Origin of the sequence: Mycobacterium sp. GA-1285, from assembly GCF_001499905.1 — a bacterium.
Taxonomy (GTDB): Bacteria; Actinomycetota; Actinomycetes; order Mycobacteriales; family Mycobacteriaceae; genus Mycobacterium.
On the sequence record NZ_LQIS01000054.1, the window covers coordinates 121034 to 140844 of the forward strand.

At 68.7% G+C, this 19811-nt stretch carries 22 protein-coding genes, 2 pseudogenes and 1 riboswitch; of the genes and pseudogenes, 10 read left to right on the forward strand and 14 right to left on the reverse strand.

All coding sequences use genetic code 11. The annotated features are described in order from the left end of the window. Positions 1 to 603 carry a hypothetical protein gene (locus tag AU193_RS21405; RefSeq protein WP_064424382.1) on the reverse strand — a complete coding sequence of 201 codons (603 nt, stop codon included), beginning with the start codon at positions 601 to 603 and terminating at the stop codon, positions 1 to 3. A gap of 140 nt (positions 604 to 743) precedes the next feature. Between AU193_RS21405 and AU193_RS21410 the strand changes: the two genes are divergently transcribed. Next, the gene (locus AU193_RS21410; RefSeq protein WP_064424383.1) at positions 744 to 1088 is read left to right on the forward strand and encodes a hypothetical protein; all 345 of its coding nucleotides are present in this window, start codon (positions 744 to 746) and stop codon (positions 1086 to 1088) included. Here AU193_RS21410 and AU193_RS21415 read toward each other — a convergent pair. Both AU193_RS21415 and AU193_RS21420 read right to left on the reverse strand, forming a co-directional pair. Further along, positions 1085 to 2734 (reverse strand): DNA repair helicase XPB, encoded by a 1650-nt coding sequence (locus AU193_RS21415; RefSeq protein ID WP_064424438.1) that lies wholly within the window; start codon positions 2732 to 2734, stop codon positions 1085 to 1087. The two genes, AU193_RS21410 and AU193_RS21415, sit on opposite strands and share 4 nt — an antisense overlap. Before the next feature lie 113 nt (positions 2735 to 2847). Further along, on the reverse strand, positions 2848 to 5106 hold the full coding sequence (locus AU193_RS21420) for a helicase-associated domain-containing protein (protein WP_064424384.1): 2259 nt from the start codon (positions 5104 to 5106) through the stop codon (positions 2848 to 2850). 65 nt (positions 5107 to 5171) lie between these two features. Here AU193_RS21420 and AU193_RS21425 point away from each other — a divergent pair, with 65 nt between their 5' ends. The 4 genes from AU193_RS21425 to AU193_RS21440 are packed head-to-tail and all read left to right on the forward strand — an operon-like array spanning position 5172 to position 6741. Further along, positions 5172 to 5363, forward strand: coding sequence for a hypothetical protein (locus AU193_RS21425; RefSeq protein ID WP_156425320.1), 192 nt, complete (start codon positions 5172 to 5174; stop codon positions 5361 to 5363). Further along, complete coding sequence (moaC, locus tag AU193_RS21430) at positions 5364 to 5840, forward strand: cyclic pyranopterin monophosphate synthase MoaC (protein WP_082683096.1); 477 nt, start codon at positions 5364 to 5366, stop codon at positions 5838 to 5840. Further along, positions 5840 to 6316 carry a molybdenum cofactor biosynthesis protein B gene (locus AU193_RS21435; RefSeq protein ID WP_172798388.1) on the forward strand — a complete coding sequence of 159 codons (477 nt, stop codon included), beginning with the start codon at positions 5840 to 5842 and terminating at the stop codon, positions 6314 to 6316. The genes moaC and AU193_RS21435 overlap by 1 nt, the downstream gene beginning before the upstream one ends. Further along, positions 6313 to 6741, forward strand: coding sequence for a molybdenum cofactor biosynthesis protein MoaE (locus AU193_RS21440; RefSeq protein ID WP_064424386.1), 429 nt, complete (start codon positions 6313 to 6315; stop codon positions 6739 to 6741). The genes AU193_RS21435 and AU193_RS21440 overlap by 4 nt, the downstream gene beginning before the upstream one ends. Before the next feature lie 26 nt (positions 6742 to 6767). Here AU193_RS21440 and AU193_RS21445 read toward each other — a convergent pair whose 3' ends face one another. The 4 genes and pseudogenes from AU193_RS21445 to AU193_RS23695 form a co-directional block, all read right to left on the reverse strand. Next, positions 6768 to 8027 (reverse strand): transglycosylase family protein, encoded by a 1260-nt coding sequence (locus AU193_RS21445; RefSeq protein WP_064424387.1) that lies wholly within the window; start codon positions 8025 to 8027, stop codon positions 6768 to 6770. Between the two features lie 10 nt (positions 8028 to 8037). Then, positions 8038 to 8251, reverse strand: a riboswitch (cyclic di-AMP (ydaO/yuaA leader). 218 nt (positions 8252 to 8469) lie between these two features. Next, positions 8470 to 8739 carry a MoaD/ThiS family protein gene (locus AU193_RS21450; RefSeq protein WP_064424388.1) on the reverse strand — a complete coding sequence of 90 codons (270 nt, stop codon included), beginning with the start codon at positions 8737 to 8739 and terminating at the stop codon, positions 8470 to 8472. A 28-nt stretch (positions 8740 to 8767) separates the two neighbouring features. Next, positions 8768 to 9817, reverse strand: coding sequence for a GTP 3',8-cyclase MoaA (gene moaA / locus AU193_RS21455; RefSeq protein WP_064424389.1), 1050 nt, complete (start codon positions 9815 to 9817; stop codon positions 8768 to 8770). A 104-nt stretch (positions 9818 to 9921) separates the two neighbouring features. After that, positions 9922 to 10014, reverse strand: a pseudogene (locus AU193_RS23695) (YccF domain-containing protein); the annotation flags it as partial. Positions 10015 to 10174: 160 nt separating this feature from the next. On the opposite strand from AU193_RS23695, the gene AU193_RS21465 reads away from it, so the two are divergent. Continuing rightward, positions 10175 to 10585, forward strand: a complete 411-nt coding sequence (locus tag AU193_RS21465) for a cold-shock protein (RefSeq protein ID WP_064424391.1) — start codon at positions 10175 to 10177, stop codon at positions 10583 to 10585. 74 nt (positions 10586 to 10659) lie between these two features. On the opposite strand, the pseudogene AU193_RS21470 reads toward AU193_RS21465, so the two are convergent. Next, positions 10660 to 11516: pseudogene (locus tag AU193_RS21470) on the reverse strand (endonuclease domain-containing protein). A gap of 124 nt (positions 11517 to 11640) precedes the next feature. On the opposite strand from AU193_RS21470, the gene AU193_RS21475 reads away from it, so the two are divergent. Beyond that, the gene (locus tag AU193_RS21475; RefSeq protein WP_064424392.1) at positions 11641 to 12657 is read left to right on the forward strand and encodes a glutathione S-transferase family protein; all 1017 of its coding nucleotides are present in this window, start codon (positions 11641 to 11643) and stop codon (positions 12655 to 12657) included. 44 nt (positions 12658 to 12701) lie between these two features. Here AU193_RS21475 and AU193_RS21480 read toward each other — a convergent pair whose 3' ends face one another. Next, positions 12702 to 13184: a DUF2771 domain-containing protein gene (locus AU193_RS21480; protein ID WP_064424393.1), complete on the reverse strand. Its 483-nt coding sequence runs from the start codon at positions 13182 to 13184 to the stop codon at positions 12702 to 12704. Further along, positions 13181 to 14767, reverse strand: coding sequence for an MFS transporter (locus tag AU193_RS21485; RefSeq protein WP_172798383.1), 1587 nt, complete (start codon positions 14765 to 14767; stop codon positions 13181 to 13183). The genes AU193_RS21480 and AU193_RS21485 overlap by 4 nt, the downstream gene beginning before the upstream one ends. A 211-nt stretch (positions 14768 to 14978) precedes the next feature. On the opposite strand from AU193_RS21485, the gene AU193_RS21490 reads away from it, so the two are divergent. After that, positions 14979 to 15740, forward strand: coding sequence for a DUF3027 domain-containing protein (locus AU193_RS21490; protein ID WP_064424394.1), 762 nt, complete (start codon positions 14979 to 14981; stop codon positions 15738 to 15740). On the opposite strand, the gene AU193_RS21495 is transcribed toward AU193_RS21490, so the two are convergent. Continuing rightward, positions 15737 to 16189 carry an SRPBCC family protein gene (locus tag AU193_RS21495; protein WP_064424395.1) on the reverse strand — a complete coding sequence of 151 codons (453 nt, stop codon included), beginning with the start codon at positions 16187 to 16189 and terminating at the stop codon, positions 15737 to 15739. The genes AU193_RS21490 and AU193_RS21495 overlap by 4 nt on opposite strands. 27 nt (positions 16190 to 16216) lie before the next feature. Further along, entirely contained in the window at positions 16217 to 16456 is a 240-nt protein-coding gene (locus tag AU193_RS21500; RefSeq protein ID WP_064424396.1) for a DUF2530 domain-containing protein, read from the reverse strand. Between the two features lie 51 nt (positions 16457 to 16507). Here AU193_RS21500 and AU193_RS21505 point away from each other — a divergent pair, with 51 nt between their 5' ends. After that, positions 16508 to 17353 (forward strand): RNA methyltransferase, encoded by an 846-nt coding sequence (locus AU193_RS21505; protein ID WP_064424397.1) that lies wholly within the window; start codon positions 16508 to 16510, stop codon positions 17351 to 17353. 5 nt (positions 17354 to 17358) lie between these two features. Next, on the forward strand, positions 17359 to 17631 hold the full coding sequence (locus tag AU193_RS21510) for a DUF2537 domain-containing protein (protein ID WP_064424442.1): 273 nt from the start codon (positions 17359 to 17361) through the stop codon (positions 17629 to 17631). Positions 17632 to 17638: 7 nt separating this feature from the next. Here the strand turns inward: AU193_RS21510 and sepH are convergent, their stop codons facing one another. Both sepH and serC read right to left on the reverse strand, forming a co-directional pair. After that, complete coding sequence (gene sepH, locus AU193_RS21515; protein WP_064424398.1) at positions 17639 to 18454, reverse strand: septation protein SepH; 816 nt, start codon at positions 18452 to 18454, stop codon at positions 17639 to 17641. A gap of 178 nt (positions 18455 to 18632) precedes the next feature. Further along, on the reverse strand, positions 18633 to 19778 hold the full coding sequence (gene serC, locus AU193_RS21520) for a phosphoserine transaminase (protein WP_064424399.1): 1146 nt from the start codon (positions 19776 to 19778) through the stop codon (positions 18633 to 18635). Positions 19779 to 19811: the final 33 nt, after the last annotated feature.

Consider the following 19811-nt stretch of genomic DNA (forward strand, 5'->3'; position numbering starts at 1 on the left):
TCACGGGCTTGGCGGAATCGGCCCTTCGGGTGCAATCGCCGGGTCAGGCGGGGGAGTGTCGTAATACCCGGGTGGAGGCGGACCATCCAGTGGGTAGTAGCCGGGCGGCAGCGGTGGGCCACCCTTGGCCGGAGGTGCGACCGGCGGGCCGTTGGACTCCGGGGCGTTCAGCGAGGTGTATCCCGGCGGTAGCTGCGGTGCGGGACCCGCGCCGGGCGGCGGCGACGCCCCGACCGGTGCCTGGCCGGGCGGCAGCGCGGCGAATCCGTACGGGTCCTTGGCCTGACGCCAGGCATCGCGGAGAAAGCCGAGCGGACCCGGACTCGAACCCTGACCGTACTGCGGGTTCGGGATCTCGGGGACGGGCGGCGCGCCGACGGGTGGTGGTGCCGGCGGTGGGTCCCCCGGGGCGGCGGGAGCGGCGAAGGGCTGGCCCGGCGGCGGAGCGCCAAGATCCCCCGGGGCCGCAGGAGCTGGCGGCGGCGGGACCTCGGGGTTCGCGTTCGCGAACGCGGCCGATGTCAGCGCACCCAAGCCGATGGCGACGCCGACGAGTTCGAACTTGACCGCCTGGACGGACGTGGCGCGACGGCGTCTGGTCATGGGTAAGCAGGCTAGCGCCTCACCACCTCAGACGCTCATCGACGACGGTCTCGATGCGGCCGCTTGCGGTGGATGCGCCGTCACTAAGATTGGTTTCTTGCGAACTGCGAATCGACCAGCCCTCGACAGGAAGCCTTGCGATGAACAAGACCTCGCTGACCGCGCTCACACGTGAGCAACTCGAAACGGCTCGCGCCGCTAAGAGCGGCCGCAGCGCCCACACCGTCTACGGTGGCCACGAGCATTCGCTGCGTCAGACGCTGATCGCGTTGACCGGTGGCTCCGAGCTGACCGAGCACGAGACGAACGGGGAAGCCACGCTGCAGGTGCTCAGGGGGCGAGTTCGGCTGACCCAGGAGACGGCCAACTGGGAGGGCTCCGAGGGCGACCACATCGTGGTGCCGAAATCCCGGCACGGACTGCAGGCTCTCGAGGACTCGGCGATCTTGTTGACGGTGTCGAATCCGGTGGGCCCGCACGTTTAGATCGCGGGTCCCAACAGGTCGTCGGCGTCCTTGATGACGTAGCCGTACCCCTGCTCGGCGAGGAACCGCTGACGGTGCGCGGCGTATTCAGCGTCGAGGCTGTCGCGAGAGACGACGGAGTAGAAGATCGCGCCGCCGCCGTCGGCCTTGGGTCGCAGCAGCCGGCCCAGGCGTTGGGCCTCTTCCTGGCGTGATCCGAAGGTCCCCGAAACCTGCACGGCCACACTGGCTTCCGGCAGGTCGATGGAGAAGTTGGCAACCTTCGACACCACCAGCGTTGAGACCTCACCGCGCCGGAACTGATCGAAGAGCACCTCGCGCTCCGCGGTTTTCGTCGAGCCCTGGATGACCGGCGCGTCGAGTTCTCGGCCGAGTTCCTCGAGCTGGTCGAGGTAGGCGCCGATCACCAGCGTCTGTTCGCCCTTGTGCTTGTCGAGGATGGACTTGACGACCGCGATCTTGGTGTGCGCCGTCGAGCACAGCTTGTACCGCTCGTCGGGCTCGGCCGTCGCATACAACATGCGCTCGTTGTCGGTCATCGTCACCCGCACCTCGACGCATTCGGCCGGCGCGATCCAACCCTGGGCCTCGATGTCCTTCCACGGCGCGTCGTAGCGCTTCGGTCCGATCAACGAGAACACATCACCTTCGCGGCCATCCTCACGAATCAGCGTGGCGGTCAAGCCGAGTCGACGACGGGACTGCAGATCGGCGGTCATCCGGAACACCGGTGCGGGTAGCAGGTGTACCTCGTCGTAGATGATCAGGCCCCAGTCGCGGCTGTCGAACAGCTCGAGGTGCCGGTACTCGCCCTTGGTGCGACGGGTGATCACCTGATAGGTGGCGATGGTGACCGGACGGATCTCCTTGCGTTCGCCGGAGTATTCGCCGATCTCGTTCTCGGTGAGCGAGGTCCTGTTGATCAGCTCCCGCTTCCACTGCCGTCCCGCGACGGTGTTGGTCACCAGGATCAGCGTGGTCGCCGAGGCCTTCGCCATCGCGGCGGCACCCACGAGGGTTTTACCTGCACCACAGGGCAGCACGACGACTCCGGATCCACCCTCCCAGAACGACTCGGTGGCCATCTGCTGGTAGTCGCGCAGGTGCCAGCCGTTTTCCGCCAGGCTGATCGGGTGCTTCTCGCCGTCGACGTAACCCGCGAGATCCTCAGCGGGCCAACCGATCTTGAGCAGCATCTGCTTGACACGGCCGCGCTCGCTGTTGTGCACAGCGACGGTATCGTCGTCGATGCGCGCGCCCAGCATCGGCGCGATCTTCTTGTTGCGCAGCACCTCCTCGAGCACCGCACGGTCCAGGCTGACAAGGGTCAGGCCGTGAGCTGGATGCTTGACCAGTTGCAGGCGCCCGTAGCGGGCCATGGTGTCGACGATGTCGACCAGCAGCGGCTGGGGCACCGCATAGCGGGAGAACGACACCAGCGCGTCGACGACCTGTTCGGCGTCATGCCCCGCGGCGCGGGCATTCCACAGCGCCAGCGGAGTGATCCGGTAGGTGTGCACGTGCTCGGGCGCACGTTCGAGTTCGGCGAACGGGGCGATCGCGGCACGCGCCGCGCCCGCCTGGTCATGGTCGACCTCGAGCAGCACTGTCTTGTCGGACTGCACGATCAGGGGGCCGTCGGTCATTTTGTCCATTATCCAGAACCGCCCGACCAAACTGCCGCCAGCGACCGCGTCTGCCCCCCGACACGCGGCGTCACCTGTGCATTTCACGGTCGCTCGCCCCGAGGAAGCCAGCGCTATTCGTCGTCGGTGGCGAGTACCGAGGTGATCCGGTGTATCGCGAAATCACGCACCCGCCCCGACGCCGGGTCGTATGCTGTCAACTGCCCACCCCGCACGTTGATCGGTGCGACGACGCGTTGTGTCGCCACCCCGGCGGGGTCGACGTAGCCAATCACGACCGACGCCTGCGCAATGGCTGCGTCCTGCAACTGAGTGATGGCGACGGCCGGATCGAGTCGCTGGTACGCCGACGGCATGGCCGCCACCTTGCGCAGCACCGCGACGATCGCGCCGAGGGTCTGGGCGGTGGGGGCCGGCGCCAGTCGGTAGACGCGACGACGGCCGGGCGGTGCCGGCACGCGTGCGCCGCGCGCACGGATGTCGACGATGGTGCCGGTCGAGTCCTCGGCCGCCGGCGCGAAGCCGGCCCGGCGCAGCGCCGCGAGCACGTCGGAGATCGGCGCCTGGGACACCGCGACCGTGGGTGCGAGCAGGCGCATCTCCACCGAATCTGTCGCCGGTGCGCCCACCGCCTGCGCGAGAAGCGCCGCGTCCTCGCACCGCACGAACGACGCCGCCATGCCGACGCGCAACTGGCCGTGCCTGCGTGCCACATCATCGATGAGATACCTCAGACCTTGTGGCACAGGAGTTTTCGAGTGACGCTCGAAAAAGGCGTGCAGTTCGCCCGCGGTACGGCCGGTGTCGAGCGCCCGGCGGATCGACGCCTCGCTGATCCGGTACACCATCGCGGCGCCCGCGGACTCCACGCTGGCCACCGCGGCCAATTGTTCGGCCAGGTCTCGCTGCAGTGGGCCGGGGACGACCACCGTGAGGTCGGCCTGCAACAGGAAATGGTCGATCGGTGCGGGCAGCACCTTGTCCATCGCCTTGACCACGTCGTCCACGGGAGCGTCGGCGAGCAGCGCCCGAGCGGGGCTGGCGAGTGCGCCGCGCCCCACCAGTCCCAGCGCATGTGCCTCGGTGAGCAGATCACCGACCGGACCCGGTTGCAACCGAACCGCCCAGCGCGGCCTGCGCCAGATCATCGCCCGCGACGCCTCACCTGCGTCGACACCCGCGCCGGGCGGCAGGTTTGCGAGCACCTCGAGGAGAAGTCGTCGGTCCAGTGGTGCGGCGGTGGAGAACAACGAATCGGACAGCGCGGCAAAGGGTTTGCCGTCGGGACCGCGACTGCCGACCAGGCTCGGCCGCCCGGGCAGCTCCAGCCACGTTGTTGCCAGCAGGTGCCATTTGACCGCCCTCGGGGATTCGACGAACCGGTCGGCGGAAACGGTCGGCGCCCAATAAGGCCCGTCCCCGGCTTCCGGTTCCGGTTCGGGCATGCCCGCCGAGATGAGACCTGCGCCCGCGCTCACTTCGAGGATCAACCCCAGGCGACGTTCGTCGATGCCGGTCGCCTTGGTCAACCGTTTGACGTCGCGCACCCCGAGCCCGCCGCTGCGTAACTCGGGAACCGGTGTGGCGCCCAGTGTTTCGAGTACCACCTCGACCTCGCGCAGAAGGTCGAGCGCGGCGCCCGCGGCCACCGCGTCGGCGTCGGCCCCTGTCGTCGTCGACACCACCGGGTCGGGTTCGGTCAGCTGCAGCGGGCCCGGCAGTTCACCCCGCAACACCTGGCCGACGAGTCGCGGCAGGATCACGGTCTCCGCGTCCAGCTGGCGCAGCAGACCGGCGGCCAACAACCGCTGCACCGGGCGATCCGACGGTGTGCCGGGCGCGGCGTCGCGGGTGCGGCCCACCGGCGAACCCTCGAGCAACCGCTGCAGCAGCTCGGACTGCGCCTCGTCGAGTGCTTCCAGCCGGGCGGCGATGTCATCCGGGCTTACCGTGGTGTCCTCGACCGTGGCCTGGCCGGGATACCACGGCAGGCCCGTGACGGCTTCGGCCACCACCCGGACCGTCGCCTCACCCCACACCAGCGCACGGTCGCGCAGATCGTCCACGGCCTCGGCGACGGCCGCCTCGGGCGCCCGGTCGGCGATGAGCTCAACAAGTTTGGTGACCGGCACGGCGGTCGTGTCGGCGTGCAGCACCAGCAGCGCGTCGAGCACCGCGAGCCGCAGGAAGTCGAGGTCGTCGGTGGCGGCCTTGACCGACTGGCGAGCCTGGGCGCGGGCCGCCAGCGCAGCGATCGACCCCGGTGGCGGTTGGGTCAGGTCGGGCCGCAACTCCAGCAGCCGGATGAGCCGGTCGTCGGGGAGATCGGCCAACCAGGCGCCGAGAGGGAGGCCTGGTGCGTTCTCGGTCATTGCTGACCAGCGTAAAGGAGTGTGGCGGTGTCGCCACCGCCCGAGGCATTTGCCACAATGTGGGCGTGGCAGACAACAAAGGGAAGAAGCGGTACGTCGATCCGGGCTGGCCGGCGACCGACGGTGACAACGACCATGCGATCAGCGAGCTGGCCGCCGACCGTACCGGCGCGCTGTCGCCCTTCGGCGACATCGCATTCCCGCTGCCCGCGGATGACCTGCCGTATGTGCACGCGGTGACGGTCGTCAACAAGTAGGTGTCCGAGCGGCCCCGCCTCTCACACGTCGACGAGACCGGCGCGGCGCACATGGTCGACGTCACCGCGAAGGACGTCACCCAGCGCACCGCCGTCGCGGCCGGAACCCTCCGCACGACGGCCGACGTCGTCGCGATGATCGCCTCGGGAGGGCTGCCCAAGGGCGACGCGCTGGCCACCGCCCGCGTCGCGGGCATCCTGGCCGCCAAGCGCACCAGCGACCTCATCCCGCTGTGCCATCAGTTGGCGCTGACGGGTGTCGACGTCGACTTCGAGATCGGCGAGGACACCGTGGAGCTCACCGCCACGGTGCGCAGCACCGACCGCACCGGCGTCGAGATGGAGGCGCTGACGGCAGTGAGCGTGGCCGCATTGACGCTCTACGACATGATCAAGGCCGTCGACCCCGCCGCCCGCATCGACGACGTGCGGGTGTTGCGCAAGGAGGGCGGCAAGACCGGAACGTGGACCCGCTGATGCGCTCGGGTCGGGTCGTCGTCGCCTCCACACGCGCCGCTGCCGGGGTGTACGAGGACCGCAGCGGACCGATCGTCGTGGACTGGCTCACCGGTCGCGGAATCGACACCCCGGCGCCCGTCGTCGTGCCCGACGGCGACCCGGTCGCCGAGGCGATCTGCGCCGCGGTCGCCGACGGTGTCGACGTGGTGATCACCTCCGGCGGCACGGGCATCTCGCCGACGGACCGCACCGCCGAGGCCACCGCCGCGTTGCTCGACTATCAGATCCCCGGCCTGGCCGACGCGATCCGCCGGGCCGGCGAGGACAAGGTGCCGACGTCGGTGCTGTCGCGCGGAGTGTGCGGGGTCAGGGGCCGCACGCTGATCGTGAACCTGCCCGGATCGACCGGCGGTGTCAAAGACGGTTTGGCCGTGCTCGACCGGGTTCTCGAGCATGCTCTCGATCAGCTTGCGGGAGAGGATCACCCGCGATGACGGCCGTCGTGCTGCGTGCCGAGCTTTGCGAGGAGGCTATCGATCTGGCCGAACACGAGGCTCTGGTCGCCGACGCCTCCGCTGGTGCGGTCGTGAGCTTCGCCGGTGTCGTGCGCGATCACGACGGCGGACGTTCGGTGGTGCGGCTGGAGTACTCAGCGCATCCGTCGGCGCCGCAGACGCTCGCGGAGGTGGCCGCTGACATCGCCGCGGGTGCCGACGGCGTTCGTGCCATTGCGGTCAGCCACCGCATCGGGACCCTCGAGATCGGTGACGCCGCGCTGGTTGCGGCCGTGGCGGCCGATCACCGTGCGGCCGCGTTCCAGACGTGCGCGCGGCTGGTCGACGTCGTCAAGGAGCGACTCCCAGTGTGGAAACACCAGTTCTTCGCCGACGGCTCCGACGAATGGGTGAATTCCGCGTAGCGGCAACAACTCGCCGCCGGGGGTGATCAGACGGTCGGCAGCGGCGCGGGGGCGCCCGGATCGACCGGAAGGTTCGGCGCCTGACCACCCGGTGCGTCCGGGGTGGTGAGCGGACGCTGGGTCAGCGCCAGCAGCGCGTCCTTGCCGGTGATGTCCTGCGTCTGAATCGCATGCCAGATCTCCTTCAAGTAAAAGACGTTGGGGCTGTCCGTCCCGGCCTGTGCACGGTCGCCGGTGGTTCCCGGCGGCAGGTTCTGCGGGCTCGCGAGATGCGGAACACCGCCGTCGACCGCGAGCGGGTCGGCCGCCGGCGCGGGCGGAGTCGGAGGCAGCTGCGGAGCCGGCTCGAGCGCCGCATCGACGGGCAGCGACCAGAGTTCGGGCTGCTGACCGGGGACCGGCACGTCGGGCGCGACGTCCCAGTCGGCGACGGCCTGCGCATCGACTGGAGGCGCCTCGGGAACCGGTGCGGCCAACGGGTCGAAGGGCGCGGGCGGTGCCTCGGGAACGGGGGCAGCCAACGCGTCGAACTGCTCGGGGGCGGGCGGCGCTTCTGGCGCCGGGGCAGGAGCGGGCGGCGCTACGGGAACCGGGGCGGCCAGCGCATCGACTGGCGGCGCTTCGGGCACCGGGGCGGCCAGCGCATCGACGGGCGGTGCCTCGGGAACTGGAGCCGCCAGCGCATCGATCGGCGGTGCCTCGGGCACCGGAGCGGGTGCGGCCAGCGCGTCGACCGGGGCCGGTGCGGGCGGAGGCGGTGGGGCGAGTGGGTCGCCCGGCGGCGGTGGCGGAGGCGCGGGTGCGGCCAGCGCGTCGACCGGGGCGGGCGACGGTGGCGGGGCGAACGGGTCGAACGGCGGAGGCGGCGGAGGCAGCACGTTGTTCACCGCCTCGATCGCGTCGTCGACGACCTCGCGCGGCGTCGCACCCGACAACCCCTTGCCGCACGTCGGCCACGCACCCTTGCCCTGGCTGGCGAGCACACGTTCGGCGACGGCGATCTGTTCTTCCTTGGTGGCCAGGTGCGCGGCGGGTGCGTATTCGCCGCCGCCGTTACCGGTCCAGGTGCTCGGGGCGAACTGAAGCCCGCCCTGATAACCGTTGCCGGTGTTGATGGCCCAGTTACCGCCGGACTCGCAGCTCGCCACCTGATCCCATTCACTGTCGGTAGCGGCGTTGGCATGTCCGGCTAGGGCGAGGCCCCCGGTTCCCAGTACAGCGCCCGTGAAGGCGACTTTCGCGACGTTTACGGCCGATCCGTTCGGCTTGCGGTGCCGTCCACTCATAGATGCGCCAATGTCCTCTCTTCGGCGCCCGCGAGGTCAGCTGTCGGGTTCGGGCTGGAGAGGTATGCCCGGCCTTGTCGCACAACGCGATTCGGCTTCACCCCAAGGAACCGATCGGCTCCAGGTCCGTCTTTGACTCGGCGGACCGGTGGGTCCCCCGCCTCCATCCAAATTGTTCGTTGGTATCCCGTGCGCCAACGGATGGAGCTCGGCGCGGTTGGGCACGGCGGGCCAGTCGGTTTGCGGTCGACCGGCTTGGGAGTGAACCGTAACGGCTCGTTCTGACCGCGTCATCTTTTGCCGATAACGGCGTTTCGGCCTCCGGCAAATTCTAAAAGGGCTCTAAATGCCCAGCAGTTTCCGGCATTTCCGCAGGACTATCGGCCGCTCGATCTCGTCGTAGCCAGTTTGTGATCATTCCGTGATGTGACGGAAATCACCGTTACCCACCCGCAAAAGGGGGAAGTACATCGACGGTTTCAGCGTCGCGCAGCGCGACCGCGTCGTCGCGCACGGCGATGCCGTCACTGAGAAAAGAGCAGCGCTTCAACACTTTCGCGAGATTCTCATCGCGCCCACTCAGTTCCGCGACGAGTTCGGCGAGCGTCGTCCCCTGCCGAACCCGAAACGTCTCCTCATCGTTACCGGCGGCAGCCCGTGCCGCCGCGAAATAGCGGACCTTCACCGCAACCGTGGTTGTTGTCGCCGTCATCGCCTTCCCTGTCTCATCCGCCGATGTCTCATCCGCCGATCGCGCTCATCGGCCGATCGGGCTGCACGAAGTTCGGGTCATTGATCCCGTGGCCGGCCGCTTTCGCCCACATCGCCGCACGCCATGCCGCCTCGACTGCGTTGTCGTCGGCCCCCGCGCGCATCAGCCGGCGCAGGTCGGTCTCATGCTGCGCGAACAGGCAGTTGCGGACCTGACCGTCGGCGGTCAGCCGCGTGCGGTCGCAGGCCGAGCAGAAAGCGTGGGACACCGAGGCGATGATGCCGACCTTGCCGACGCCGCCGTCGACGCGCCACAACTCCGCGGGTGCCGACCCGCGTGGGGTGGTGTCGGGTGCGAGGTCGAAATGCTGCTGCAGCGCGGCCAGCACGTCGTCGGCTCCGATCGCCCTACCTCGTTGCCACTCGTGGCCGGCGTCCAACGGCATCTGCTCGATGATGCGCAACTGGTAGCCATGCTCGAGGCAGAACCGCAGCAGCGCAACCGCGTCGTCAAGGCCGGTGACGGGGTCTAGGACGGCGTTGACCTTCACCGGATCCAGACCCGCGGCCTTCGACGCCCGCAAGCCGGCCAGCACATCGGGGAGTCGGTCTCGACGAGTGATGGCGGCGAACCGGGCGGAGTCGACCGTGTCCAGTGACACGTTGATGCGGTCCAGTCCGGCCCGCTTCAGCCGTTCGGCCCGCTTGTCGAGTCCGATGCCGTTGGTGGTCAGCGTGATCTCCGGCCGCGGTCGCAGCGCAGCCGTCGCGGCAATGACGTCCTCGAGGTGGCGGGCGAGCAGCGGCTCGCCGCCCGTGAACCGCACGCTCGTGATGCCGAGCCTCGTCACCGCGATGCGCAGCAGGCGGGTCAGCTCCTCGGGCCGCAGCAGCCGCTCCGACGGCAGCCAGTCCAGACCTTCCGCCGGCATGCAGTAGGTGCAGCGCAGATTGCAGCGATCGGTCAGCGACACCCGCAGATCGGTGGCGACCCGCCCGAACGTGTCGACCAGCGGGCCGTCGGTGGGGGCAGGGGAGGACGGTGCAGCAGAGGGCACACCGAGGTCGACGACGGTCACGCGGCGGCTCGCCAGGGGTGGGCAGCGGGTTCGGCCAGGCTGTCGACCGGCAATATGTCCTCGACCAGCGGCATCGGCGAGACCGAGATTCGTTTGAGGTTGGCCAGCGCGAAGCTGACCAGCGCCGCCACCGGGTAGCCCAGCGCCAGCCACAGGCCGCCGAAGACCAACCAGATGATGTTGAGTGTCAATCGCATATGGGCGCTTCTTCTCCTCCAGCGGTGGTCTTCAGCCTACCGATAAGGGGGTGCTGGCGAGGCAGAGGTCAGAGTAGGATCGAGCACCACGCGTCCCGGCGCAATCGGGGCGCTTTCCTTATGTTCGCAATGCAGGTACGACGACGAGCGGGTGAGACCAGTGCCGACCGGCAGGGTTAAGTGGTACGACGCCGAAAAGGGCTTCGGGTTTTTGTCCCAGGAGGACGGCGAGGACGTCTACGTCCGATCCTCGGCGCTGCCCTCCGGCGTCGAGACCCTCAAGGCCGGACAGCGGGTGGAGTTCGGCATCGCCGCGGGCAGACGCGGGCCGCAGGCGTTGACGCTGACGCTCATCGATCCGCCGCCGAGCCTGACGCGCACGCGTCGCGAGGCGGCCGCGGCCGAGCGCAAACACTCGCCCGACGAGTTGCACGGCATGATCGAGGACATGATCACGCTGCTCGAGAGCGCTGTGCAGCCGGAGTTGCGTAAGGGTCGCTATCCGGACCGCAAGGTCTCCCGCCGAGTGTCCGAGGTCGTGCGGGCCGTCGCCCGTGAACTCGAACACTGACTTCTCGCGGCGCCGAAACTGAAGATTTGTACGATGTTTCGCGTCGATTTGACGCATATCTTCAGTTTCGGCGCTCAAACATCGGCGCCGGCGGCGCGCAGCGCGGCTCGCGTCCGCGCGACGATCGTGTGGGGTCGATAGCGAACCATCTCCGCGCTGACGCGAATGATCCGCCAATTCAGCGCCTCGAGTCTGGCCTGGCGCTCGATGTCGGCGGCTCGGATCTTCGGGTCTTCCCAGGGCTGGGGTCCGTCGTATTCGACGCCGACCTTCCACTTCGGATAGCCCATGTCGATGCGGCCCACGTGGTCGTAGTAGCGATCAAAGACGTCGATCTGAGTGTGTGTCGGGCGGATCCGGCATCGGTCAACACCAGACGCGTCCGCGTCTCTTGTGGCGACTCCGCGCCGGTGTCGGCGAGTTGCACCACTTCGCGCAGCTGGACCACACCCCGCGCGCCACGATGAACGTCGATGAGTGCCTCAACGTCGGTCAACTTCAGCGACGTCGCCTGCAGCAGCGCGTCGACGCGGATCACGGCCAGCGTCCGCCCATATCGCCGGCCGAGGTCGAAGGCCGTGCGCGCCGCCGTCGTAACCGGAAAACCGCGGACCGTGCATACCTCGTCGGCGGTCAGGGTGTCGTTGCGCAGCACGACGCCCCGAATCTTGTGTTGGCTGCGCTGGTTCAGCTCGGCGGGCAACCGCTCGTCGATCCACTTCGCGCCGTGTATCGCCGCGGCCGACAGACCGACGAGCGTTGCCCTGCGTCGCGAGAACAGCCACGCGGCGTGCGCCTTGTCTGCCGGGGTCAACACCTGCCCGCGCGGAACGTAGACATTCCGGTGAACGGCGTCGTAGCGCGTCGCCAACTGATAGCGATTCACCGCGCCCGCCGCCAACGCCTCGGTCCCCAGGAACGGCCAGTCCATGGTGATAGGACGGCGCGGTTGCTGGTTCGGTTCCGTCGCCACAGCCTCGTCGAAACTGAACCTGCGTGCGACATCTGGCACGCAGAACGCGCATAACTTCAGTTTCGACGGGCATGCTTGTCACATGGCATACGTCGCCGACAAATCCGACTCGGGTGGTGAGTTCAACCGCGACACCAAGTACATCGGCACTCGTATCACGGCCGATGGCCGCGACGGCTATCCCGTCGAACCGGGTCGCTATCGCCTCGTCGTCGCACGGGCCTGCCCGTGGGCCAACCGCACGATCATCGTCCGGCGGCTGCTCGGCCTCGAAGACGTCCTGTCCATCGGCTTCTGCGGGCCCACCCACGACCAGAACAGCTGGACGTTCGACCTCGATCCGGACGGCCTTGACCCGGTGCTGAGAATCCCGCGGCTCAAGGATGCCTACCTGAAGCGCTTCCCCGACTACGACAAGGGCATCACGGTCCCCGCGATCGTCGACGTGCCGACCGGTGAGGTCGTCACCAACGACTTCCCGCAGATCACGCTCGACTTCTCCACCGAATGGACGCAGTACCACCGCGACGGCGCACCCGACCTGTACCCGGACAAGCACCGCGACGAGATCGACGAAGTGGCGCAACGCATCTACACCGAGATCAACAACGGCGTGTACCGGTGCGGCTTCGCCGGTTCCCAGCGGGCTTACGAGAAGGCCTACGACCGTCTGTTCACCGCGCTGGACTGGCTAGAAGATCGGCTGGCCGACCGGCGGTATCTGGTGGGCGACACCATCACCGAAGCTGACGTGCGACTGTTCACCACGTTGGCGCGCTTCGACCCCGTCTATCACGGGCACTTCAAGTGCAACCGTCAGAAGCTCGCGGAGCTACCTGTGCTGTGGGCCTACGCCCGCGACCTGTTCCAGACACCGGGATTCGGCGACACGATCGACTTCGTCCAGATCAAGCAGCACTACTACATCGTGCACACGGACATCAACCCGACGCAGGTCGTGCCGAAAGGACCGGTTCTGTCCAACTGGCTGACACCGCACGGCCGAGAAGCGTTGGGCGGCAGACCATTCGGCGATGGAACACCACCGGGACCACCGCGCGACGGCGAACGCGTCGCGGAGGGCCACGGCGCCGGGTGACGCCGGCTCACGACCACGGCGCCGGGTGACGCCACGACGCCGGCTCAGGACCACACCGTCCGCACCGACCACTCGGCGTGCGGGGCCGGCACCTCCTCGTCGTCGACGCGGACCAGCGTGGGCAGCAGCACGGCGAGCCCGGTGAGCTTGCCGCGCCGCGGATCGACGGTCGGAATGGTCACCGCCAGTCGCGTCCCCGGTCGGAACTCCTCGATGACGTCGGAGTCCTCGTACTGACGCAACAGCACCCAGGGCGCCCTGGCGATCGCCGGCGGCACCGACAACTGAACCGCGTGGCGTTCGGTGACCGGCAACTCGCCCTGATCCTCGAAGACCTCGCACCTGGTGGGATTGAGCACCTCGCAGTAGCGGTACGGGCCGACGCGCACGAGCTGACCATGCGAATACGCGCTGATCTCAGGGTATTTCGACGCCGTGTCGTTGCCGCTGAGCCACCAGATGAGCACACCCGTACCCACCGACGCGAGAACCACCACCGCGACGAGCGCGGCGATCATGCGCTTCACTCGTACGCCACCGCCGCGGTGTCGGGACGTCCACCCTCCTGCTCGGCAAGCACAGGTCGGTTGCCGCCCAGACCGGGAATGAGCGAGTCGCCGCGGTAGCTCACCACCGTCTGCGCCAGCCCGAGGATCAGCACCGAGGTGATCGCCGTGAAGCCCACCCACAATTCGGTGTAGACCAGCACGCCGACCGCACCGCCCGCGACCCACGCCAACTGCAGCACCGACTCCGAGCGGCCGAACGCCGACGCGCGCGACTCCTCGGGCAGGTCATCCTGCAGCGAGGCGTCCAGCGAGGCCTTGCCGATCGCGCTCGCGCCCGACGTGAGCAGCGTGGCGAGCGCCGCCACCACCAGGTCGCCGGTCAGTGCGGCGGCCAGCGCCGCGAGGGTGACGACGACGGTGCAGCGCACCACCACCTGTGCCGGACGGCCCAGCTTGAGCCGTGCGCTGGTGAAGTTGCCCGCGAAGTTGCCGATGGCCGCCGCCGCGCCGATCAGTCCGAGTATGCGCAGCTGCTCCCAACCGCTGGCGTCATGTGACTTGGCGACGAAGGCCGGATACAGGAACAAGAAGCCCACCATCACCTTGATGGTGCAGTTGCCCCACAGCGCGGCGATGGTGTTGCGACCCAACGGTTGTCGCGCCGACTTCGGCGCAGGCACATGTTCATCGCCGCGCCGCGGTTCGCCTCCGCGGCCGTGGTAGCTCAGCGTCGCGGGAACCTCGCCCTCGGTCACCTCGACCCATTTCGGGATGCGCATCGACAGCGCCGCACCCGCCACCGACACCGCGACTATCACGTAGAGCGCACCCGGCATCTCGAACAATTTGAACAGGTACTCCGCACCCGCGGCCACCGCGCCGCCGACCATCGTGCCGCCGAGCAGACCGAAGGTGGTCAGCCGCGAGTTCACCCGCACCAGGTCGATGGTCGGCGGCAGCACTCGCGGGGTCACCGCGCTGCGCAAGACGCTGAATGACTTGGACAGCACCATCATTGCCAGCGCGCACGGATAGAGCACCCACGAGGGGAAGCTGCCGGTCGCGCCGTCGTAGTTGGCGATCAACACCACCGCCAGCGCGGTGCGCAACGCGAACGACGTGGCCAGTGCGACGCGGCGGCCGTGCTGCAGCCGGTCCAGCGCGGGCCCGATGAGCGGGGCGATGACGGCAAAGGGCGCGATGGTGATCAACAGGTAGAGCGCGACCTTGCCCTTGCTCTCCCCGGAGGCCGCCGCAAAGAACAAGGTGTTGGCCAGAGCGACCGCCATCGCGGCGTCGACGGCGAAATTCGCGACCACTGGCCACGTCAGCGCGGTCAGCCCGGACTTGTCGGCCCCGTCGGCAGTCGCGGCCCGGTGCACCAGACCGTACATCCTGGAACCCATCTCGCGGCTGCGCTGGGCGGCCACCCTTGTGACGGTGACCTTTTCGCCCGCAGTGCCGCTCATTCTGTGGAGCGGCGGCGTGGCACCGAATTCTCGGGTGGGCTCGTCGAGTGGGGGCAGCCAGCGGTTGGCGCTGGGCGTAGGCCCGCTGCGCCGGGGACGACGATAGCTCGGGTCGCTGGGATAGTTCGCCATCCCGGGGTGTTCATCGCTCCACCGGTCGTCAACGCGTCGGTCGTCGGCAGGGGGTCGCGGCGGGTAGTACCGAGGGTCGCGCCGAGCAGCAGAGTCTCGGGGGTCACGACGCGGTCCGGTCACGTTGTCGATTCTCCACCATCGAAGCGACACCGGGCGTGCAGCCAACCGGTGTGGCTGACGGTTACCCGGTCAGGCAGTATTGAGGTCGATGGAAAGCGTGACCGAGTTCGCCGAGCGGCCGGATCTGGAGACGGTACTCCTTAGCGCCGTCGACGATGCACGTGCGGCGATCGTCGAGTTCAGCGGCGAGGACACCGTCGGTGAGTATCTGGGTGCCAGCTTCGAGGACACGACCGCGGCCACGCACCGCTTTCTTGCCGACTTGCCGGGGTACCGCGGGTGGCAGTGGGCCGTCGTCGTCGCGGCGTGGCCCGGCGCCGACCACGCCACCATCAGCGAGGTGGTCCTGGTTCCAGGGCCGACGGCGTTGCTGGCACCGAAGTGGGTGCCGTGGCAGGACCGTGTCCAGCCCGGCGATCTGGGCCCCGGCGATCTTCTCGCCCCGCCCCCGGACGACCCCCGTCTCGTGCCCGGCTACATGGCGACCGGTGATCCGCAGATCGACGACGTCGCGCTCGAGGTGGGTCTGGGCCGTCGCCACGTGCTCAGCCCGTGGGGCCGGATGGATGCGGCGCAACGCTGGCACGACGGCGAATACGGGCCGGGTTCGGCGATGGCGCGCTCGACCCGGCGGGTCTGCCGCGACTGCGGGTTCTACCTGCCGCTGGCCGGTTCACTGGGCACGATGTTCGGCGTCTGCGCGAATCAGTTCTCCGCCGACGGCCACGTCGTCGACTCCGAATACGGTTGCGGCGCACACTCGGACACCCCGCAACCCGCGGGCGGCGGATCCCCGCTTTACGACCCGTACGACGACGGTGTGCTGGACCTGACCGAGTCCGCCGATTAGCTTTCGGCGGCGGCCTTGATCCGCGCGAGCGTTTCGTTCATTCCCTCGACGAGTTCACGTTCGAAGCTGGGCACCCCACCCATGACCGCGTTGACCGTCATGTTCGAGAAGGCCGTCACACCGTTCTCCGCATGACGGGTCTCCACCAGCCGGGTCCCAGTCTCGGTGGGTTCGAGCTCGTAACTCCACACTGTGCCGTTCTCGTTGACCCGGAAGGCCAGCTTCTTCTCCGGAATCACCTCGGTGATCCGGCTCGTGGTGGGCCACACCAGGAACTTGCGCCGATTGAGGTTGATCGTCCGCGCCCCCGGCTGCAGTGGGCCGAACGTCTTCATGAGCCGGCACTGCGGACTCCATCGGGGCATGTTGTTGAGGTCCGAGATCAGTTCCCACACCTTGGTCACCGGGGCGTCGATCGTCGTCTCGGCTTGCAACAGCGGCGCTGCCATCGCCTTCTCCTGTCTGCTCGTCTCGCGTTAGGTGAGTCCGCTCTGAGCCCCGCGCGATCCGCGACGCACGGCGTGACGTTGCCACAACCAGATCCCCGTGCCAAGGGCGCCGACGCCCAGCCCGGCCACCGTGTACGGCCGCCACTCGTGTAGACCGGTCACCGTGAACGCCAGGATCGCAGCGACGACCCAACCGGCCGCGATCGCGACGACGACCGGCCCCGGCTTGAGCAGGTGGCCGGGCAGCGGGGGCGGTTGCGGGGTCATCGGTATGAAAGGTAGCCCACCGCGCCGCGGTGCCGGTCGAGCGCGCCTGTCGTGACCTTTACCGTGATCGACGTCGCCGATCCGTCCGATCCGCGGCTCGACGACTTCCGCGACCTCAACAGCGTCGACCGCCGACCCGATCTGCCCACCGGCAAGGGGTTGGTGATCGCCGAGGGTGTGTTGGTGGTGCAACGCATGCTGGCGTCGCGGTTCGTCCCGCGCGCGATGATGGGCACCGACCGCCGGCTGCAGGAACTCGCGGGCGACCTGGTCGGCGTCCCGGCCCCCTTCTACCGCGTGCCCGCCGACGTGATGGCCGAAGTGGTGGGCTTCCACCTCAATCGCGGCGTGTTGGCGTCGGCGTCGCGCCCGCGCGAGTTGGCGGTCGCCGAGGTGCTCCACAACTCGCGCACCGTCGCCGTCCTCGAAGGCGTCAACGACCACGAAAATCTCGGCTCGATCTTTCGCAACGCGGCCGGCCTCGGTGTGGACGCGGTGGTGTTCGGCACCGGCTGCGCCGATCCGCTGTATCGTCGCGCCGTCCGGGTGTCGATGGGCCATGCACTGCTCGTACCCTACGCCTGGGCGCGGTCGTGGCCGACGGATCTGGAGTTGTTGCGCGACAACGGGTTTCGGCTGCTGGCGATGACGCCCACCGCTACCGCACGCACTCTTGCCGATGCGATGTCGGACGTCGTCGACGACAAGGTGGCGATCCTCGTCGGCGCGGAGGGCCCGGGGCTGACCGAGCGGACGATGCGCGCCGCCGATCTACGGGTGCGGATCCCGATGTCGCGGGGAACCGACTCACTCAACGTCGCGACCGCCGCCGCCCTGGCGTTCTACGAGCGAGTTAGATTGGGCACCGGCGAGATTGAGCGGAGCGACTCGGAGTGAATGAGATGACCGACGACTCGACGCCGTGGGCGATGGGTTTGACGGTGGCGGGCTTCGTGGCGGCGGTCGTCGCGGCAGCGATCGTCGTGCTCAGCCTCGGATTGCTGCGGTTGCACCCGCTGCTGGCGATCGGACTCAACCTCGTCGCGGTCGGCGGCCTGGCTCCGACGGTGTGGGGGTGGCGCAACCGGCCCGTGTGGCGCTGGTTCGTACTGGGCTCCGGCGTCGGCGTGGCCGCCGCATGGCTGGTGGTGCTCGCCGTCGCGCTCCGCAGCTGACCCGGGGTCAGCGCTGACCGCTGGAGCGCACGCCCAGCAGTACGTCCTCCCACGCCGGAACGGCCGGCTTGGCCTTACCCCTGCGGGCCTTGGGCTGCTTGGGCGCGACGGGCTCGGACGCCTCTTCGGGCTGCGGTTCCGGTGTGGTGGCCTGCACCGGCGGCTCGATCGGAAGGGTCGGCTCCTCGACCTCGACCGCAGGTTCGGGCAGCGCGGCGACCGGGCGCAGCGGGCGCGAGAAGTTAGGGTCGATCAGCTCGGATGCCGCGTCGTCGAACGCCGTCACCGTCCCGCCATGAGCACCGGGGGTGAACCGGAAATGCGCGACGTTGTCAGACATCCCTGCTTTCCACGCGAGCTGCACAGTCCAGCGCCCGTCCTCGTTCCGCCATGCATCCCACGTCGGGGCGTCGGGGTCGAGCCCGCGCGCGATCAACGCGGTCGTTACGGTCTCCAGCAGGGTCAGCACGGACGGACCGTCGGCCAGCACCGGGTGCGCGGCCGTTGCCAGTTCGGCAGCTCGGGAGCGCTCGAGCAACACCGGGTGCGCGAACCGCTCGACCCGGGCGACGTCGACGCCCGACGCCTCCGCGACCTGCTCGACGGACGCGCCGGCCCTGATCCGGGACTGAATCTCTCTGGGGCGCAGCACGTTTTGAACCTCAGCCTCGTCTCGTGGCTTGCTCGAACTCATCTGGTCACCTCGAACGGCGGCCCGCAACCGATCGTCGCGCCGCAGCGTGAATTTCTCGCCGGAGCCGTCGGCCTCGCAGATGATTCGTTTGCCGTCCACATCGAGCCCGACGACTTTGAGTTCCCGCATGGCGACCTCCTCCGGGCTAGCGCAAAGCCCGATCAACCGGACACTACTGCGTTACCCCGGCGTTACCTGGTACGACACGCGGGCAGCGGCTAAGCCGCTCCCCGCCTGTTGGTCGCGGCTACAGCCGCGCCCCGCCTGTTGGTCGCGGCTACAGCCGCGCCCCGCCTGTTGGTCGCGGCTAAAGCCGCTCCACCACCCAGTCGATGCACGCGGTCAGCGCGCTGACGTCCTCGGGGTCCACGGCGGGAAACATTCCCACCCGCAGCTGGTTGCGGCCGAGCTTGCGATAGGGCTCGGTGTCGACGATGCCATTGGCTCGTAACGTCTTGGCCACCGCGGCGGCATCGACGTCGTCGTTGAAGTCCACGGTCCCGACCACCTGCGACCGCAACGCCGGATCGGCGACGAACGGCGTCGCGAATTGAGCCGCGTCGGCCCAGCCGTACAACCGTTGCGACGAGTCCGCCGTCCGCTTGACCGCCCAGTCCAGGCCGCCGTTGCCCAACAACCAGTCCAGCTGCTCGGCGAACAGGATCAAGGTGCCGATCGCCGGGGTGTTGTACGTCTGGTTCTTGAGGCTGTTCTCGATCGCGATCGGCAGCGACAAGAACTCGGGAACCCAGCGACCCGCGCCGGCGATCGCCTCGACACGGGCGAGTGCCGCCGGTGACATGATCGCCACCCACAGTCCTCCGTCGCTGGCGAAGTTCTTCTGCGGAGCGAAGTAGTAGACATCCGATTCGGTGATGTCGACCGGCAGACCACCCGCGGCCGACGTGGCGTCGATCGCGATCAGCGCATCACCCGATCCGTCCGGGCGCCGCACGGGCACTGCGACGCCGGTCGAGGTCTCGTTGTGCGCCCAGCCGATCAGGTCCACCGAGGGATCCGACGAAGGCTCCGGTGCGCTGCCCGGGTCGGCCTTGACGACGACGGGGTCGCCGACGAACGGGTTCTTGGCGACGGCCGACGCGAATTTCGCGCTGAACTCGCCGTAGGTCAGGTGCAGCGACCGCTTCTCGATCAGGCCGAACGCGGCCGCATCCCAGAACGCGGTGGTGCCGCCGTTGCCGAGGATCACCTCGTAGCCGTCGGGCAGCGAGAACAGCTGACGCAAGCCGTCGCGAACCCGGCCGACCAGGTTCTTGACCGGCGCCTGGCGGTGCGAGGTTCCGAACAGGTCACCCGCCGCAGCGAGCGCCGCCAGCTGTTCGGGCCGAACCTTGGAGGGCCCGCAGCCGAAGCGGCCGTCACGCGGTTTCAGTTCGGCGGGAATCGTCAGGGCCGATGAGCCGCTCGGGCGAAGAGCATCTGGCTGGGGCATGCGGTCAACAGTAGTGACCGCGCCGACCCTTCT